The organism is Mucilaginibacter sp. P4_A11 (assembly GCF_056402535.1).
This window is the reverse complement of sequence record NZ_JBFUHE010000004.1, coordinates 160,618-179,953: the sequence shown is the minus strand read 5'-3', so window position 1 is coordinate 179,953 and position 19,336 is coordinate 160,618. Positions and strand designations below refer to the sequence as shown.

Below are 19,336 nucleotides of genomic sequence, written 5' to 3'. Positions count from 1 at the left end.
AATCTAATATTATTATAACATTTTAACTTTAATGTTGCTTCATTAGCGGGAGCAAAAAAAAGGTGGCTACACGGATAAAAAGTTTAAAATTTATACGAGAGAAGTTCATATGATAAAACTTTTACATTTTTTACTTTCCAATACTTCATTCTCCATTAATCTGTTTAACAGGGCCTATCTCACAATTGCCCAGTTCAAACCGGTTACCCGCAAGTGTGCAATTTTTCATTTTAAAACATAACCCACCAATTATCGACTTAAAAACTTAAATCAAATATATTAATCAACTAAATCTCAATCTCATGTTTAAAAGTTTACTCCTCAAAGGAAGATACTTGGGTTTGCTGCTATGCTGCCTGGTATCTTCATTGGTAGTTACAGCACAAACAAAGTACAAAGGTAAGGTTATCGGCTCTGACGATAAATTACCGGTTGTTGGCGCGTCTATACGCGTTAAAGGTACTACTACAGGTGCTGTAACTGATGTTAATGGTGAATTCACCTTAACCCTAAGCCCGGGCAATGCCCTGGTGGTATCGTATATCGGTTATCAAAGTACCGAGATTAAGGTGGGTACCGATGTTAATCTTCGGATTACACTGCAATCTGGTAGCAGTACGCTGAACGAAGTTGTTGTAACAGGTTACACCGCTCAGCGTAAAAAGGACATCACCGGTTCGGTATCGGTGGTTAATGTTGCAACAATGAAAACAGTACCCGCATCAAATACAGCCAGCTTACTTCAGGGTACCGCGGCAGGTGTTACCGTAGTAAACTCCGGTAACCCCGGCGCTAACACAACTGTAAACGTACGTGGTGTAGGCTCTATTTTCAGCACTGCGCCGCTTATCGTAATTGATGGTGTTCAGGGTTCATTAAATGATATCAATCCTAATGATATCGAATCAATGCAGGTATTGAAAGACGGTCAGGCATCAATTTACGGTGTGCGTGGTTCAAACGGCGTTGTGGTAGTAACAACCAAAAAAGGAAAAAGCGGTGTTGCAACTATCTCTTATGACGCTTACTATGGTACACAAAGGCCATTAAAAGATGGTTTTAAACTTGCCGACACCAAAACTTACGTTGAGGCTATTTATCAATCGTACAAAAACAGCCCCAATGCTGATGGTACCAGTCCTTTGGCTGGTGGTAACGCGCAATACGACCCCGGAAAAACCGGCACCTGGACAATACCAGACTATATCACACCAGCTGGTGGCAGAGAAGGTGATCCAAAAACCAACCCGTCAACTTATTTATTAAACCCCTTTACAACCGACAATCAAATCACCCGTGCCAACAAACAAGGTACCGACTGGTTTCATGAGGTTTTTAAACCAGCTCCAATACAAAGCCATAACATTACAGCAAGCGGCGGTAGCGAAAAATCTACTTACCTGATGTCAATAAGCTATCTTAATCAACAAGGTACTTTGATCGATACCTATTTTAAACGGTATGCGGCCAGGATTAACACCAACTTTGCTGTAGGCCCGAATATCCGCGTAGGTGAAAACGCTTACATCTTCTATAAAAGAAACCCTAACGTAAGCAATAACCAAAACGAAGGTAATGGCATATCATACATTTACAGGCAGCCGCCTATTATTCCCGTGTATGATATCATGGGTAACTATGCGGGCACAAGGTCGGGAAGTTTAGGTAACTCAAGCAACCCGGTTGCTGTTCAGGAACGTACAAAAGACAACAGGAATAATAACTGGGATATAACAGGTAACGTTTATGCAGAGGCTGACTTCCTGAAACACTTTACCATCCGTAGCCAGTTTGGTGGTAGTGTTGATAACTATTACTACTACTTCTTTACTAAACCAGCATACGAAAACTCAGAAGGTAATACTTCAACTAACGGTTTTACCGAAGTTGCAGGCTACAACAGCCAATATACCTGGACTAATACTTTGAACTACAAACAACAGTTTGGTAAACATAGTATTAACTTTTTAGCTGGTTCTGAGGCTATAACCACATACAAACGTGGTATCCGTGCAGGTGGTGGCAACTACAATATCTCGTTTGACCCTAACTATGTAACTGTAGCTAACGGTGCTAACCCGCCAAGTACTGCTGTTGACCAGCTTTTTGACTCAGGTCTGCTTTCATATTTCGCTAAGTTAGATTACCAGTTCAACGATAAATATATTTTAGGTGCAACAGTACGTCGTGATGGCTCTTCATATTTTTCTCCTGGCAATCAATGGGGTACTTTCCCGGCAATAACCGCTGGTTGGAGGATCTCAAAAGAGTCGTTCCTGAAAGATGTTAGCTGGCTTAACGACATGAAGATCCGTGCAAGCTACGGTAGTCTTGGTTCACTTGCCGGTGTTGAAACCCGCTTAAGCAATGCTTACAGCTTATACGCTCAGTCAAACGGTAACGCAAACTATGATATAACCGGTACAGGTAACTCAACTGTTACAGGTTTATACCGGATACAACAAGGTAACTTAGCTACTTCATGGGAAACTGATAAGATCAAGAATATTGGTTTTGATGCTACTTTTCTTAATAATAAACTGGATTTTACATTCGAGTATTTCCAGAAATCAGTTACCGGTTTATTATTCCAATCAACCGACCCTGCAATTTCGCTAGCTCCTGCAGCAGTTTCAAACTTACCATATGTTAATGGTGGTAATATTAAAAATAAAGGTTTTGAAATTGTTACCAGCTACCACGGCAACGTAGGCAGCGATTGGAAATACGATCTGAGCCTGAATGTTAGTCATTACTCAAACATAGTTACTGATTTGAATGGCCTTAAATACCAGGATCGTAATAGTGGTGGTTCAACCCGTATTCAAAACTTTGTAAGGTTGCAACCAGGCCAGCCTGTAGGCGAATTTTATGGATATAAAGTTATCGGCTTATACCGTGATGCTGCTGATATAGCCGCTTCGCCAACTGATGTTAATGCAAGGCCGGGTTTATTTAAATATGCCGACGTTAATGGCGATGGAAAGATTACTTCTGATGACAAAACGTTTATCGGTAACCCCAACCCTAAATTTACAGGTGGCTTTACATTTAACCTTACTTACAAAAACTTCGATCTGAACGCTTTCGTTTACGGTTCATTCGGTAACAAAATCTTCAACTACATTAAATACTGGACTTATTTCCCTCAGGTATTTACCGGTAACGTAAGTGCCGATATATTAGGCCCTAAAGTTTGGAAACCAGGCGCTGATAACAGCCAGGCAACCATCCCGGTATTAACCCGTACAGCTAACGCTGACAATACCGGCGATCCAAACTCATGGTATGTTGAAAGCGGTACGTATGTTAGGTTAAAATCATTAACATTAGGTTATACTGTACCGAATTCAAAGATCAAAGCTTTGGGTATTAAGAGACTAAGGTTTTATTTGTTAGCTAACAACTTATTCACCATTACTAAATACAGTGGTTTAGATCCTGAACTCCAGCCTTCAACCCTGAATGATAATACCAGTTTCGGTATCGACTTTGGTAACTATCCTGCCGGGCAGAAGATATACAATATTGGTGTTAACGCCTCTTTTTAATGTGTGACAAATTTTTAATATAAAAGTTATGAAAAAAATTCAAATGAAACTGATCATACCAATAGTACTACTATTGGTGTGCCTGGTGTACGCTTGCCGTAAGGATATGCTTAACAGGCCCATCCTGCAAAGCTTAAGCCCGAATATCGTGGCCAATAAAACCGGTGTTGAAAGCTTGCTCATTGGTACCTACTCACTGTTAGATGGTGTGGGCGGTAATGGCGGCGGTATAAACGCGGCAGGTTCAAACTGGTTGTTTGGCAGTGTTGCCGCGGGCGATGCTTACAAAGGTTCAGAACCATCAGATGGTGGTAATGATGCTTTGCCTGTTGGTAATTTTACTTATTCCACTTCCAATGCTTATATCAAATCAAAATATCAGCTTTGTTTTAACGGTGTAAGCAGGGCTAATGACGTTTTGCGTACGCTTCCATTGGCTAAAGATATCAGCGCGGATGATGTAAAAAGGATTACCGGCGAGGCTCGTTTTTTAAGAGGCTACTATTACATGGAGCTTAAGAAAATGTACAACATGATTCCTTATATCGATGAAACGCAAACTGATGCCAATCAGCCCAACGATAAGGATATCTGGCCTAATATTGAAGCTGATTTACAAGCAGGTGTTGACAATATCCCTGCCCTTCAGGCACAAAAAGGCCGTGCTAACAAATGGATTGCTATAGCTTACCTGGCTAAAGCAAAAATGTTTCAGCACAAATTTGCCGATGCCAAAGCGTTGTATGATAACCTGATACCTAACGGCACCAAACCAAGCGGCGATCACTTTGCACTGAACGACAACATGCAGAAAAACTTCAGCCCGCAGGCTGGTCAAAAAAACAGTGTTGAGTCGGTTTTTGCTGCGCAGTCATCGGTTAACGATAACTCGGGCGGTAATAATGGTAACACTGGTGATGAATTGAATTTTCCTTATAACAGCGGCCCTGGTGCATGCTGCGGGTGGTTTAATCCTTCACAATCATTAGGTAACTCTTTTAAAACAGGCGCTGATGGCTTACCTCTGTTTACAACTTTTAACACAGGCAAAAAAGTAAGCGGTAAAACCGATCCTTATACCGGTACGTTAGATCCTCGTATCGATATCACCATGGGACGTCCTAATGTTCCATACCTTGACTGGGGCAATCCTCCGGCAAGCTGGATACGTGATCCTACAGACGGTGTTTTCAATCCACGTAAAAATGTTTATTCATCTGCCGAAAAAGGTACAAACTCAAGTACTGAAAATTACTGGGCAGCTAATGAGGTAACTTCGAATAACATTAACTTAATGCGTTGGAGCGATGTCCTTTTGATGGCAGCCGAAGCTGAAGTTGAAGTAGGTAGCACTGATAAGGCTTTGGAGTATGTTAACCTGGTGCGTAACCGTGCTGCAAACCCTATTTGGTGGGTTTACAAAAACACGGCTTATGATCCTTCAAAATCTGAGTATACGTTAAAAACAGATCCTGCTGATAATTATTTGGTTAAGCCATACCCTGCAGGAGCATTTGCTGACAAAACCTATGCCCGTACAGCTATTCATTTTGAACGCAAAATTGAATTGGCAATGGAAGGTCAGCGTTTCTTCGATTTACAACGCTGGGATCAGGGTACCGGCAGCATGGCTGATGAGATCAATACTTTCTTTGCATACGATATAAACATTAACTCACAGCTAAACGGAGCCCACTTTACCAAAGGTAGAAACGAATACTACGCTATACCTCAAAGCGAAATCGACCTTTCTGGTTCAACAGGAGCTTCAAAACTTAAACAAAATCCTGGTTATAATTAATCATTGATTTTTAAATAATTAACTTTAGGTGGAGATAATTGTCTCCACCTTTTTTTATAGTTTACTAACTGATAATGAAGTACACCTTTCCCCTTGCATGCCTCGTTGCCGTTTTATTTGGCGCCTGTAAAAAAGCGACACTTTTTGAGCAGATCCCTTCTTCGCACTCGGGTATTACCTTTAATAATAAAATTGTCGAAAATGACACCATAAATCCGCTTACCAAGCTTAATCTTTATAATGGTGGGGGGGTCGGAATCGGCGATTTTAATAACGACGGATTGCAGGATATTTACTTTGTTGCCAATACCACATCAAATAAGCTATACCTTAACAAAGGTGATATGAAATTTGATGATGTAACTGCAACCGCCGGTGTTGGAGGAAGCGGCGGATGGGGCAGGGGTGTAGCTGTTGTTGATATTAACAACGATGGCCTTATGGATATATATGTATGTTATACCCTGCTCGATGATTCGGTTAAGCGCACTAACCTATTATATGTAAACCAGGGGATAGGTAAAGATGGTGTGCCCCGCTTTAAAGAAATGGCCAGGGAGTATGGGCTTAATGTGAAGGTCCACTCTACAATGGCCTCGTTTTTTGATTATGATAACGATGGCGATCTTGATATGTACCTCACTGTTAACGAGGCCGTAGCAGGAGATAATCAAAGTACCTTCAGACCGATAATTACTAACGGAACTCACCGCAGTACAGGGCAGCTTTACCGTTGCGACTGGAACCCAGTACTAAAACATCCTGTTTATACCAATGTGTCTAAACAGGCAGGCATCGGTACCGAAGGCTATGGCCACGCGGCTACCATTGTTGATATTAACCGCGATGGCTGGAAAGACATTTATGTAACCAACGATTTTTTAGCCGACAATATTTTATACATCAATAACGGTAACGGCACTTTTACTGATAAAGTACAGGAGTATTTTAAACACACCGCCTTTAGTTCCATGGGGCAGGATATTGAAGACGTGAACAACGATGGCCTTGCCGATGTTTTCGAGGTTGACATGAACCCTGAAGACAATTACCGTAAAAAGATGTTCATGCCACCTAATAACTATCAGGTATTTCAAAACTTTGACAGGTATAAATACCAATACCAGTACACCCGTAATACGCTGCAATTAAACAATGGTCCGCGAATTGGCGACAATGATTCTATTGGGGATCCTTCATTCAGCGATATTGCTTTTTTAAGCGGAGTTGGCCAAACTGACTGGAGCTGGGGGCCAATGATAACCGATTTTGATAATGACGGCTATCGCGATATTGTGATAACCAACGGCTATCCGCGGGATGTAACCGATCATGATTTTATAACTTTCAGGCAAATGGCCTTTTCGGTAGCGTCAACCCAGCAAGTGCTTGACCAGATCCCAGTTGTGAAAATACCTAATTATGCTTTCCGTAATACTAATGGTGTACAGTTTGAGGATGTTACCAAAAGTTGGGGCCTTGGTGCTCCTTCGTTTTCAAATGGTTGCGCTTATGCCGATCTGGATAATGATGGCACTATGGATATGGTGATCAACAATATCAATGATGAAGCATTCATCTACAAAAATACATCTCGTAAAAATGTAATAAACAGTAACAACTACTTACATATACAGTTTCATGGGGGCTCAAAAAACCTGAATGGCCTTGGCGCTTTTGCTGATATTTATTACGATCACGGTAAACACCAATACTATGAAAATACCCCTTACCGCGGTTATTTATCAACCATACAGGATATTGCCCATTTCGGTTTAAGTAACGTATCAAAACTCGATTCAGTGGTGATCCGCTGGGACAATGGTAAAAAGCAGGTACTTACCAACGTTAAAACCAACCAAACAATACAAGTTAAAATTGCTGATGCAAAGCTTGATTATAGTAACAAAGAGCCTTCGGTTGATAACATTGCATTGTTTAAAGATGTCACTAAATCGGCAGGCATAACCTACAAGCATAATGATCAGGACTACATCGACTTTAACGTTCAGAAACTGCTTCCGCACAAACTTTCGGAATATACACCGGCTGTAGCGGTTGGTGATGTGGATGGCAATGGTTTTGATGATATGGTGGTGGGCGGCACTACCAAATATCCGGCCCAGTTATTATTGCAGCAAGCCAACGGTAAGTTTGTTCAGCGCGACCTGGTGTTTCAGCCTAAAATTGCTGCCCCGGCTGGTAACCCTAATGATATGGCGCACATGTTATCGCCGGTAAGGGTTAAAGACGAAGGTATGTTGCTTTTTGATGCCGATGGCGATGGCGACCTTGATCTTTACGTTGCCAGCGGCGGCTATGAAAGTGAGCCCGGTTCATCAAATTATCAGGACAGGCTTTATGTTAACGACGGTAAAGGAAACTTCAAACTACAGCCTGATGCCCTTCCTAAAAACCTCACCAGCAAGCTATGTGTAAAGGCAGCAGATATAAACCGCGATGGCAAAATGGACCTGTTTATTTCTGGTCGTGTTGATCCATGGAATTATCCCAAGCCGGTATCAAGCTTTATTTTGCGTAACGATAGCAAAAATGGCGCTATTAAATTTACCGACGTATCGGCATCTGTAGCTAAAGAATTGAATAAGGCAGGTTTGGTTTGTGATGCCACCTTCACCGATTTTAATAATGATGGCTGGCCGGATCTGATCCTTACCGGCGAATGGATGCCAATAACTTTCCTTAAAAATGATCATGGCATCTACAAAAATGTAACCCAAAGCACCGGGGTTGAAAATAAGCTTGGCTGGTGGAATACCATTGCAGCAGGCGATTTTGACCATGACGGCGATACGGATTACATTGTAGGTAACACCGGTCTCAATACTTTTTATAAGGCAACTGATCAATATCCTATTTATATCACTGCCAAAGATTTTGACAACAATGGTAGTTATGATGCCATCCCATCAGTTTTCCTGAAAGATCAAAAGGGCCAGCTGCAGGAGTTTCCGGCTTTTGGCCGCGATGATATTGTGAAGCAAATGATCAGTATGCGAATTAAATTCCAGAATTACCGCTCATTTGCAACAGCCACCATGGACTCGGTGATAACACCAAAAATGCGTGAGGGGGCGATACGATTGAAGGTTAATTACCTGCAATCGGTTTATTTACGTAATGACGGCGGCGGCAAATTTACAGCCATTCCATTGCCGGTTGAAGCGCAGATGTCTGAACTATGCGGTATTACTGTTGACGATTTTGATGGCGATGGTAACCTTGATGTTGCACTAAACGGCAATGATTATGGCACTGAGGTTGCAACCGGCCGTTATGATGCTTTTAACGGTTTATTGCTTAAAGGAGATGGCAAGGGTGGCTTTAAGCCGCTGAGCATTATGCAAAGCGGTATTTATATTCCAGGCGATGGTAAGGCTTTGGTTAAACTAAAAGGCGCTAAAGGCAATTACCTGCTTGCCGCTACCCAAAACCGTGACGCCATGAAATTATTTGAGTTAAAACGCCCCGTGAAAATTTATGATCTGCAGCCGCTTGACGCATTTGCAACTATAAAATATAAGAATGGTAAAACCGCTAAACAGGAGTTTTATAATGGTAATTCTTTCTTGTCGCAATCGGGTAGATTCATTAATATTGATGATAACATGGCATCAATAACTGTAACCGACAGCTACGGCCATCAACGTAATGTACCAATTAACTAAATTATTATAAATGAGATGCTTTAAGATATTTATAGCCGCTGCGGGTTGTGCGCTTATTTTAGGTTGCGGGGGCAAACCAAAGAAACTACCGCTGATTAAGGATGCCGATGTTATTCATAACAACGTTGATCAGCTTACGCAGGTTATTATTTATGATGTGTTCAGCCCACCGGTTTCAAGTCGTATTTATGGATATACTACGCTGGCAGCATATGAGGCACTTCGTTATGAAAATCCTGAATACAACTCAATTACCGCACAGTTACGCGGCTTTGGCAAACCGCCTCAACCGCAGGCCGGGGTAAAATATAATTACACACTTGCAGCTACATCTGCTTTTTTTGCGGTTGCGCATAAGGTTACCTTTTCCATCGATTCGCTTAAAAAATACGAGGCTAATGTTTATGCCATGTATAAAGATAATCTTGATGATTCAACTTATGCCCGCTCAGTAGCATTTGGCGAAAAGATAGGTAAGTACATCTTAAAAAGGGCGTCGGTTGATAATTATCCGCAAACCCGCGGTAAGCCGAGATTTTTGGGTAATGATAATCCCGGTAATTGGCACCCAACACCGCCTGATTATCTTGATGGCGTTGAGTTTTGCTGGGGTACTATGCACACTTTTGCTGTTGATACTTCAACCATGTTCCCATTACCTCCTCCGCCAGCCTTTAGCGAGGATAAAAACAGCGAGTACTTCAAACAAACACAGGAAGTATATGACCAAAGTAAAAACATAACCCCGCAGCAGGTAGAGATAGCCCGCTTTTGGGATGATAACCCTTTTGTGATCCAGCATAATGGCCACATGATGTTTGCCAATAAGAAAATCACTCCGGGCGGCCACTGGATAGGTATAACCGCTATTGCCTGTAAGCAAACCCATGCCGACGCTGCAAAAACCGCACAGGCCTACGCGCTTACTTCAATAGCTTTGTTTGATGCCTTTATTTGCGGCTGGCAAGTGAAGTATGAAACTAACTATATAAGGCCGGTGACCATCATTAATGATAAAATTGACCACGACTGGCTGCCGATGCTGCAAACGCCGCCATTCCCCGAGTATCCGAGCGGGCATAGTGATATCAGTGGGGCATCAGCTGTGGTGCTTACACATTTATTTGGTGATAATTTCGCCTACCAGGATACCAGCGACTTGCGCTACATTGGCATGCAGCGTCATTTCGACTCATTTTTGAAAGCTGCCGATGAAACTTCAATAAGCAGGTTTTATGGCGGTATTCACTTCCGCAACAGTGTTAATCAGGGTGCTGTACAAGGTAAACAGGTAGGGGAATACATCTGGAAAAAATTAAAACTTAAAAAATAAGGGCAAGAGCTATTTTATGAATTTAAAAAAGAGCTTATTAACCATATCATACCTTTTTTTATTCTCTGCATTATTGGCCGGTTTAACACTTATCAATAGCTGCAAGCGTAAACCGGCATATAAACCTTATAGGTTTACCGGCGATGTTATAGTTGACGGTAAAAACCTGGTGCAATTAAAATGCACCCGTTGCCATTCGTTAGTGCCCGTTGATGCGCTGCCAAAAGATGTTTGGCTTAACCATACACTGGTTAATATGGCACCTTTGCTGCACATCTCAACTTACGGTGGCTCATCATACTATAAGGATAACCCGCTTGATACTACCGGCGCTACTATTGCCGAATGGACCGCCATTTTGGATTATTACAAAAAAGCAGTACCTGATTCTTTATTACCCGCTAAAAAGCCGTATCCATTAATAAATGATTGGGCTGGTTTTACGCTTAAAAGGCCTTCACCAGTAAGTTATAAAAGCTTTACTACCATGATTGCTACCAATCCCGCTACACATAAATTATACAGTGCCGATGCGGTTGACGAAAAGCTGAATATTTGGGATAGCAATTTAAAAATGGACTCGCTTGCTAAATTGCCATCAGCCGCGGTTGGGGTTAGTTTTGGTAAGGATAGTGTGGGTAATAATGTGGGGTTTTTTTCCTGCATCGGCCGTATGGCACCTGTTGATTTTCCCAACGGCAAAGTGGTGAAGGTTAATCTTGACGCCAAAGTGGTTAATGACGATCAAACTTATATCGCATCTGACCTGCCCCGCCCTGTAGGTACCATAACCGGTGATTTTGATAAAGATGGTTTACAGGATGTTGTAGTTTGCGGCCAGGGGAAGTTTAAAGGCGGAGTTTACCTGCTCAAACAAAATAAAGATCGTACTTACGAGCAACAAACAATTTACAGCAAGCCTGGTGCTGCGCAGGCACTTGCAGGTGATTTTAATAATGATGGCTGGCCGGATGTGATGCTGTTGACAGGCAGCGGCGATGAAGGCCTTTGGTTATTGTTGAATGATAAAAAGGGAGGTTTTACTACGCGTAACCTGCTTCATTTTCCGCCAGTGTATGGCTCAAGCAGCTTTCAGTTGGTTGATATGGACCATGATGGCAAGCTTGACCTGGTGTTAACCTGTGGCTATAATTACCGCGATTCTCGGATCCTGAAACCTTACCATGGTTTATATATTTTTACCAACACCGGCGACTGGAATTTTAAGCAACGCTGGTTTTACCCTATAAACGGTTGCACCAAAGCCATAGCTGCCGATTTTGATGGCGACGGTGATATTGATATCGCAACGATAGCTTTCTTTGCTGATATGAAAAATACCCCTGCCGAAGAGTTTGTTTACTTTGAGCAGGCTAAACCATTCGATTTTAAACCTCATGCTTTACCGATTAGTAAGCTTGGGCACTGGATGTGTATGGAAATGACAGACTTGAATAATGATGGCAAGCCCGATCTGGTGTTAGGTAACTACGCTGACGGGTTTATGTTCCAGGATGGTTTTAAACCTAACTGGGATCAGCACCTGCCATTGATAGTGCTTGAAAACCACACCAGGAAATAAGATTATCCGAAATTTGTAAATGGGGAAAGTGGAGGAAGAAAAGTAAAGCAGCTTTATATTTTATTGCCGGGGGCTTTTATACTCGTAGGAATGCCATTCGTCCAAAATATGAGTACATGTAGGTTACAAATGAGTGCCCGGCCTGGGCTTGCGTTTTTAACGCTATTTTAATCTGCTGTTATTGATGTGTCAATACCAAAATTGGCTTTGTGGTTCCCCTAAGTGGATCATTTTTAAAAACGTGTCGCTAAATCAGTAAAATATTTTACTAAGCCCCAAAACGTATCATTTGTACAACAAATTGATAAATAAGTACAGATGTATCTGGTTGTATGTTAAGTAGTTTTACCACAATATTTATTGATATACTAAATGAACAAAAGTATCCGTTCTGCTTTAAGTGTAATAGCAGCCTGCTTTTTGCCTGCCTTTGTATCGGCGCAATCAGGAGTTATAAAACAAGTTAAATTAAGCAATTTCGATCTGCAATCGTCAGCCTTAGTGAGTGCTTCAGGCTCCGAGCTTTCCAGTACACAATATCATTCGCCGGTATATTGGTTTCCCGTAAAAGTACCTTCAACAGTGCTGACCGGACTGGTTGCTAACCATATTTATCCTGACCCATACCAGGGCCTGAACAATATGCTGATTCCCGATGCATCCGATCAGTTTAACAAAGAATACAACCTGGAACAATACAGTCATCTACCTAACGACCCTAATCCCTGGAAAAAGTCTTACTGGTACCGTACTACTTTTAAAGTGCCTGCCGGCGACAAAGGCCGTCGTTTTCAATTGATATTTAAAGGTATCAACTACCGCGCGGCCGTATGGCTAAACGGTAAACAAATTGCAGATAGCACCCAAATGGCCGGTATGTTTGCCGAACATAACCTGGATGTAAGCGACGCGGTTAAAGCAGGTGCCGAAAATGTCCTTGCCGTAAAAATTTATCCGCTCGATTATCCGGGCTATCCTGCAAAAGAACAGTTGAAAGCTCTCGGTCCGTTTTATGAAAATGGTGGCCCTACAGGTGACATCGGCAAAAACGTAACCATGCTCTGCTCATCAGGCTGGGACTGGATCCCGCCGGTGCGCGACCGTAATATGGGCATCTGGCAGCCGGTTTTCCTGCGTACTACAGGTGCGGTAACTATCGGCAGGCCAAAACTGGTTACTGATTTACCAAACCTGCCTGATACCGGCATGGCTAAACTTTCATTAAACTTAACACTAACTAACAATACTACTGTAACGCATGGTGGTAAGCTAAGCATCAGTATAAAGCCCGAAAACTTTGCAGGTGTACCGGTTCAGTTGAGCCAGCCGGTTGTGGTGCCAGCCGGTGCTGAAAAAACGGTTGAGTTAAGTGCTGATAAGATCAGTGAGTTGATCGTTCGTCAGCCTAAATTATGGTGGCCTAATGGTTACGGAAGGGCAAACCTGTACCGAATCCGGTTACAATATGCAGAAGGAACTACTCTAAGCGACGATACTACTTTTGTATTCGGGATCCGTAAGGTAGCTTCAAAGGCCGAAACAACTGCCAATGGATTTGTGCGCCGTAAGTTTTATGTAAACGGCAAGGAAGTGCATTTGGTAGGTGGGGCCTGGGTTCCGGATATGATGGTGAACCGAGATTCGGCCCGTTATGATTATGAGATGCATTTGTGCCGCAATGCCAATGTAAACCTGGTGCGTATTTGGGGTGGTGGCGTTACTGAGCCGGATGCTTTTTGGAATGCTGCCGATAAATACGGGCAAATGGTATGGTCGGACTTTTGGATCACCGGCGATACGCAGGGCGAATTTAAAGGCTCACCTGATTGGCCGCTGGAAGGCAACGTGTTCATTAAAAATGTGGAAAGTACCATCTACCGCATCCGCAACCACCCAAGCCTATTGGTTTGGACAGGCGGTAATGAAGGTCATGCCCGCAAAGAATTATATGATGTAATGCGTAATGATATCATCACTTTAGATGGTACGCGTCCGTTCATTCCAAGTTCGTCGGGTTTTGCTAAACTACCTGCCGGCTGGAAAGGTTCATGGCCCGATGAGATGCCATCAGGTGTTTACAGCGGTGGTCCATACGAATGGAAAGATCCTAAAGACTATTATAAACTGGCGAATGATGCTAAGGATTGGGTGTTTAAAGACGAAACCGGGTTGCCATCGCAGCCGCCGTATACTACATTGCCAAAGATCATCCCTAATTTGGTTTGGGATACTAATTTGCCTTTTCCGCTTAATAATTCATGGGGCTACCATGATGCAGCTACTGGCGCAGGTAAGTACGATAAGTATTATGAAGAGATGGCTAAAAGATATGGTAAGCCAAGTAGCATTGTAAATTTCTCCGACAAGATGCAGCTTATGAACGCTGTAGGTTACCAGGGGATTTTCGAGGCCGATGGTCATAAACTAAACGAAACCGGTGGCGTAATGCTCTGGAAGTTGAACGCGGCTCTGCCAAGCGTAATATGGCAAATTTATGATTGGTACCTGGAACCTAATGCGGGCTATTACACCATGCAAAATGCTTGTGAACCTATCCATATTCAGTATAATTATGATAACTCATCAATAGCTATTATTAACCGTACTCATCATGCAACTGGTAGCTTAACAGCAACGGCTAATATTTATGATATCGACAGTAAGCTGATCAAATCGGCAAAGGTTGCTAATGTAGGACTGGCACAAACAGGTGTTAAAGAAGTAATTCAACTTAAAGATGCGCTTGCCGCTACCAGAGGCGTAAGCTTTGTAGTATTGAACCTTACAAATGCGGCAGGTAAAACAGTATCGCACAACCTATACTGGTTATCGGCTACCGACGACTTTACTTCTTTGAATGATATGAAACATGCACAGGTACAGGCAAAAGTGCTTAAAGCCGAAAAAGGTACAAGTGAAAATAAATGGACTCTGCAGTTCACTAACAACTCTAACCAACTGGCATTCTTTGTTCGCCCACAGTTGATGAAAAACGGTGAAGAAGTAATGCCAAGCTATTGGACAGGCAATTATTTCAGTCTAGCCCCGCATGAAAGCATCACGGTATCGGTAAGCGCCCCTTTGGCAAAGCTGGGCGCGGTCAAACCTGCTGTATTACTTGAAGGCTGGAATTTGGATAAGCAAGTGATAGCTTTGCAGTAAGCTTTTTTACTTAATATTCTCGCAAAGGCGCAAAGACGCAAAGATTTTTCTTAGTGTCTTTGCGCCTTGTGTGCTTATATAAAACTTTAAAAATCTGCTTATCTTTCCCAACACTTATTGCATATGGAAAACACAGATGTAATTATAATAGGAGGTGGAGCTGCAGGCTTAATGGCTGCCCGTACGCTTGCCAAAGCTGGGAAAAATGTTGTATTGCTCGAAGGACGAAACAGGCTTGGCGGCCGGATCCATACGCTGGAACATGGTACTTCTTTAGAGCCCGCAGAGCTGGGCGCTGAGTTTATTCACGGCGATTTGCCCGTTACCCAAAGCCTGCTCAATGAAGCCGGTATTAAATATACCCCGGCTTCCGCTTCCATGTGGAGGTATGATGATGGGAAGTTTATAGCCGAAGGTCATGTTATTGAACATTGGGATGAGTTTCTGGAAAACATCATGCAGTTGAAGCATGACATAAGCATTGAAGATTTCCTGCAACAGGAATTTTCGGGCGAACAATATGCTGGCCTCAGAGAATCGGTGCGCGGATATGTGTCGGGATATGATAATGCCGATCCTAAAAAAGCCAGCGCCTTTTCTATTCGCAAAGAGTGGGAAAATGAGCATGAAGACGCACAGTACCGAGTAGAAGGTGGTTATTGTGTGCTGATCATCTATTTGGCAAATGAATTTAAACAAGCCGGAGGGCATATTTACCTTAATGCTGTTGTGAAGGATATTGATTGGGCACAGCATCATGTTACGGTAAGCACCGATATCGGGATAACCTACCAGGCCAGGCAGCTGCTGGTTGCTGTACCGCTTGGAATTTTGCAGGCTGAGACAGGATTAAAATGTACTCTAAGTTTTGACCCGCCTATTGATTATTATATCAAAGCTTTAAAATCGCTTGGTTTTGGCGCGGTGATCAAAGTTTTGCTGGAATTTGATGAGGCCTTTTGGTACAGCGACGAAACCCGGAAAATGACCGGTGCAAATCTGGAAGATATGGGTTTCCTGTTTTCGGGGGAAGCCGTCCCGGTGTGGTGGACACAGATGCCGGTGCACCGTCCGCTGCTTACCGGCTGGCTTGGCGGCCCGCCCGCAGCCGCGCGTTTAAATACCAGCGACGAGGAGATGCTGATGCAAGCGCTTGAATCTATCTCCAATATTTTTAAGATAGATATTGCAAAACTGAAAGAAAAACTCCTCACCTGGAATGTCATAAACTGGACTGTCGACCCGTTCTCCCGCGGATCATACAGCTATGACACTACGGAGACTGCAGAAGCACGGAAAATATTAAGTCACCCAATTGGTGATACCCTGTTTTTCGCAGGTGAATATCTATATGAAGGCACAGCCATGGGAACTGTTGAAGCAGCGCTTACCAGTGGTTTAAGGGCTGCTGAAATGTTGTTGGGGTATGAGTAGAAGAGAAGTTACTTTACTTTTAGCTTATTTGGATTCTGTCTGTTATCCCAAAATGTAATAAGATTAATTAATTTTTGATCTTCTGAAATTTGGTATATGAGCGAAACATTTTCATGTAGTACAGCTTGCCTGACTAAGGCATCATTTTTATGCTGCTGAAATAAATAAGGATTTTTGCTTATTTTAATGATTACGCCGTCAGCTCTGGAAATGAACGCGTTAATTTCTTTTTCAGTCCATTTATATTCCAGATATTCAATTATTTCGATATAAGTTGATTTGGCCTTGTCCGACCATAAAACCATGAAATTCACGCTTTGTAGTTATATCTGGCTTTAATTTCCTGCATTACCACGTCGTGAGGAGTTACCCTACCTTGTTTTATATCTTCTAAGCCCTCGTTAATCGCCTGTTGTAATGCTTCTTCGTTTTTCAATACGGTAATAGCGTTCTGGAGTTTATTAACTTCATTAGCATTCAAATCGGGTAATGAATTGATAATGTCTTCTACGGATAGTTTTACTTGAATTGTAAGCATAATCAAATTTAATTAAATTATTCGTCTGTGTCAATTTATTCCACCCGCCAATAATTGCCGCTCACAATAATCATATCCAGCATTTTGATGGTATTATCGTAATAGTCATAATCCTTTAATTTAAAGGCCACAAGATAATCCCAGATTTTATTAAGCCACTGTTGGTTACTTCTGTCAACCATCGCCGATACCGTAAATGGGGCAATAAAACTTAGCGCCTCAAAATAACGCCCCTTAATATCATTACCTGCCAGTGTGTACCCTGCCGAAATATTATCAGGGTTACCATCGGTAGTTTGCCTGATCCATCTGTTTACCGGGCTCACAAAATCCTTCGCGCGTTTATCGCCATATAATAAATAATCGGTAGCCATACGCCACGGTACCCGGCATGCATTGTAGTTATAGTAACCATCATATACCGATTCCATATAGTTTGGCTGGGCGGGTCGGGCTTTCCTATCTATCCCCCTTATAAAATCAGGAACAAGGCCTGCTTCAGTGCTGTAAGTTTTTTGCAGGTAGCCAAAAAGCCGGTAATTATTGTCAATCACCTTTTGCCATTTACCCGTTTTCGAAGTGCTTTCAAAAGCCTTAAAATTGGCAGGCATAAAATCGGATGCGCGCATGTCATAGTAATCCTTGCTGTCGTCCTCGCTGCCGTCGCTCAATAAAACGGAAAACGTTTTGGGATTGATCTCATAGCGCATGATTGCCGCCATTATGTTCTTAGCCTCCTGTAGATAGTTGATAATACCTTTGCTGCCCCATTGTTTATCGGCTAATAACAAGGAGTAGGCTATATCCATATCGCCATCCGTAGCTGTACTTCTGTCGAGGTTTTTGCAGTTCTGTACCTGCGCCCAGGCCATTAAATAAGCCGATGTTTTAGCCGGATGGGCTTTGTAGTAATTATATAAACCATCGTAAATGGTTTTTGCTTGTTTGTCATATCCGGCCATCATTGCGGTGATGATCATGCCATAGCCTTGCCCTTCGGATACGCATTCTTTACCAGGCTTTTCAAACCAAACATAAAACTGGCCTTTATCGCAGCCGGGTTTTATGTACCGATGTTTCCACTGGTCGTAAAAAGCGGTTACCTGTTTATCCAGTTGCTGCTGGTTAAGGTGATTAGGTTTAATAGTACCGTTGGTATACCGGCTGTGTTGAGGAAACGGCCTTAGTGCAACCTGTGCATTAAGGCCGTTTAATATGAATATTAAAAATAGCAGTAGATTATATCGCACGCAGTTCGGGGTAAGCAGCAACCTCTTCAACATCATTGCACAATAGCTCGGTTTTGCAGAAATGGTTTTTCAGGCAGGCCAAAAAGTTCTGAATTACCGGTGTATCCTTGCAGGTAGCGGCGTACCAGGTGCGTTTTGCTATGCTGTGATGTAATGGTTTTGTAACAATGTGCTTACCGGGAAGGTATGGCTTCACTATCCAGTCGGCCATAACGCTTATTCCGAGGCCTGCATTTACCATCTCAATAGTGGCATCTGTGTAGTGGATCCGGTTAAGTGTTTTGGGCTTTACATGCTGCTCCTGAATGAGCGTTTCGATGACCGGAGTTTCCTGGTATGAGGGGTCATAAAGGGCCAGGATCAGCTCCTGATCCTGGAAGTCGCAGATGTCAATAACAGCCTTTTTTGCCAGTGGATGATCGGCCGGTAAAATGGCTACTAACTGGTCTTCAAAAATGGGTTCATAAACAATTTGCGTGTTCACCATTTGGGTACGCACAATGCCCAGGTCAAGGTCGCCTCGCATGAGATATTCAAGTGGTCGGCGACTGGCATCTGAAACTATATTTATGTTAATATCAGGCCATTGGCTCTTGAAATCTTTAATTACACCGGGCAGCCAGTGGTATGCTGTATAGCATTGCATACTAATATTCAGCTGGCCGGTTTTGCCATTTTTATAGTTATTAATATCTTCTTGAAGGGTACGTATTTCGGCCAATATTTTTTCCGAACTTCGTAGAAAACGATAGCCCACTTCGGTAAGCTGAAGCTTCTTTCCCTGGCGATGGAACACCTCTATATCCAGTTCCTTTTCCAGCTCTTTTAACTGGTGGCTCAGTGCCGATTGAGTTAGGCGTAAAGCGCTCGCTGCTTTGGTCAGCGAACCCTCTTTTGAAATGGTATCTACTAACCTGAAATGATGTAATGCGATATTCATTATTAGTTTTGCTAATGATTTGCACAAAAATAATTCATTTTTTTCATGAATCATAT

The 19,336-nt window shown here is 42.5% G+C and carries 11 protein-coding genes; 7 read left to right on the top strand and 4 right to left on the bottom strand.

Annotated elements, in window-relative coordinates:
- Positions 1 to 302 precede the first annotated feature (302 nt).
- From AC1DUD_RS09900 to AC1DUD_RS09870, 7 genes are all read left to right on the top strand, one after another.
- Complete coding sequence (locus tag AC1DUD_RS09900) at positions 303 to 3,551, top strand: SusC/RagA family TonB-linked outer membrane protein (RefSeq protein WP_477374124.1); 3,249 nt, start codon at positions 303 to 305, stop codon at positions 3,549 to 3,551.
- 28 nt (positions 3,552 to 3,579) lie between these two features.
- Positions 3,580 to 5,352: a RagB/SusD family nutrient uptake outer membrane protein gene (locus AC1DUD_RS09895; protein ID WP_477374121.1), complete on the top strand. Its 1,773-nt coding sequence runs from the start codon at positions 3,580 to 3,582 to the stop codon at positions 5,350 to 5,352.
- Between the two features lie 74 nt (positions 5,353 to 5,426).
- Positions 5,427 to 9,041, top strand: a complete 3,615-nt coding sequence (locus tag AC1DUD_RS09890; protein ID WP_477374119.1) for a VCBS repeat-containing protein — start codon at positions 5,427 to 5,429, stop codon at positions 9,039 to 9,041.
- 10 nt (positions 9,042 to 9,051) lie between these two features.
- Positions 9,052 to 10,374: a vanadium-dependent haloperoxidase gene (locus tag AC1DUD_RS09885; RefSeq protein ID WP_477374117.1), complete on the top strand. Its 1,323-nt coding sequence runs from the start codon at positions 9,052 to 9,054 to the stop codon at positions 10,372 to 10,374.
- Between the two features lie 16 nt (positions 10,375 to 10,390).
- A complete protein-coding gene (locus AC1DUD_RS09880; RefSeq protein WP_477374115.1) occupies positions 10,391 to 11,956 on the top strand; it encodes an FG-GAP repeat domain-containing protein in 1,566 nt (521 codons plus the stop codon).
- 372 nt (positions 11,957 to 12,328) lie between these two features.
- Complete coding sequence (locus AC1DUD_RS09875) at positions 12,329 to 15,118, top strand: glycoside hydrolase family 2 protein (RefSeq protein ID WP_477374112.1); 2,790 nt, start codon at positions 12,329 to 12,331, stop codon at positions 15,116 to 15,118.
- 117 nt (positions 15,119 to 15,235) lie between these two features.
- Positions 15,236 to 16,552, top strand: a complete 1,317-nt coding sequence (locus AC1DUD_RS09870; RefSeq protein WP_477374110.1) for a flavin monoamine oxidase family protein — start codon at positions 15,236 to 15,238, stop codon at positions 16,550 to 16,552.
- Positions 16,553 to 16,560: 8 nt separating this feature from the next.
- Here the strand turns inward: AC1DUD_RS09870 and AC1DUD_RS09865 are convergent, their stop codons facing one another.
- From AC1DUD_RS09865 to AC1DUD_RS09850, 4 genes are read right to left on the bottom strand one after another with little or no spacing between them, the layout of a single operon-like run.
- Positions 16,561 to 16,857, bottom strand: a complete 297-nt coding sequence (locus tag AC1DUD_RS09865; RefSeq protein ID WP_477374635.1) for a type II toxin-antitoxin system RelE/ParE family toxin — start codon at positions 16,855 to 16,857, stop codon at positions 16,561 to 16,563.
- A 5-nt stretch (positions 16,858 to 16,862) separates the two neighbouring features.
- Positions 16,863 to 17,090 (bottom strand): hypothetical protein, encoded by a 228-nt coding sequence (locus tag AC1DUD_RS09860; protein ID WP_477374108.1) that lies wholly within the window; start codon positions 17,088 to 17,090, stop codon positions 16,863 to 16,865.
- Between the two features lie 35 nt (positions 17,091 to 17,125).
- The gene (locus AC1DUD_RS09855) at positions 17,126 to 18,340 is read right to left on the bottom strand and encodes a family 8 glycosyl hydrolase (protein WP_477374106.1); all 1,215 of its coding nucleotides are present in this window, start codon (positions 18,338 to 18,340) and stop codon (positions 17,126 to 17,128) included.
- Positions 18,330 to 19,280 (bottom strand): LysR family transcriptional regulator, encoded by a 951-nt coding sequence (locus tag AC1DUD_RS09850; protein ID WP_477374104.1) that lies wholly within the window; start codon positions 19,278 to 19,280, stop codon positions 18,330 to 18,332. Before AC1DUD_RS09850 ends, AC1DUD_RS09855 begins: the two co-directional genes overlap by 11 nt.
- Positions 19,281 to 19,336: the final 56 nt, after the last annotated feature.

What these genes read in the sequence shown, in the direction of transcription:
- AC1DUD_RS09865 (WP_477374635.1), bottom strand. Translation starts at nt 16,857, where the DNA reads ATGGTTTTATGGTCGGACAAGGCCAAATCAACTTATATCGAAATAATT.
- AC1DUD_RS09875 (WP_477374112.1), top strand. Translation starts at nt 12,329, where the DNA reads ATGAACAAAAGTATCCGTTCTGCTTTAAGTGTAATAGCAGCCTGCTTT.
- AC1DUD_RS09880 (WP_477374115.1), top strand. Translation starts at nt 10,391, where the DNA reads ATGAATTTAAAAAAGAGCTTATTAACCATATCATACCTTTTTTTATTC.
- AC1DUD_RS09850 (WP_477374104.1), bottom strand. Translation starts at nt 19,280, where the DNA reads ATGAATATCGCATTACATCATTTCAGGTTAGTAGATACCATTTCAAAA.
- AC1DUD_RS09900 (WP_477374124.1), top strand. Translation starts at nt 303, where the DNA reads ATGTTTAAAAGTTTACTCCTCAAAGGAAGATACTTGGGTTTGCTGCTA.
- AC1DUD_RS09860 (WP_477374108.1), bottom strand. Translation starts at nt 17,090, where the DNA reads ATGCTTACAATTCAAGTAAAACTATCCGTAGAAGACATTATCAATTCA.
- AC1DUD_RS09890 (WP_477374119.1), top strand. Translation starts at nt 5,427, where the DNA reads ATGAAGTACACCTTTCCCCTTGCATGCCTCGTTGCCGTTTTATTTGGC.
- AC1DUD_RS09885 (WP_477374117.1), top strand. Translation starts at nt 9,052, where the DNA reads ATGAGATGCTTTAAGATATTTATAGCCGCTGCGGGTTGTGCGCTTATT.
- AC1DUD_RS09895 (WP_477374121.1), top strand. Translation starts at nt 3,580, where the DNA reads ATGAAAAAAATTCAAATGAAACTGATCATACCAATAGTACTACTATTG.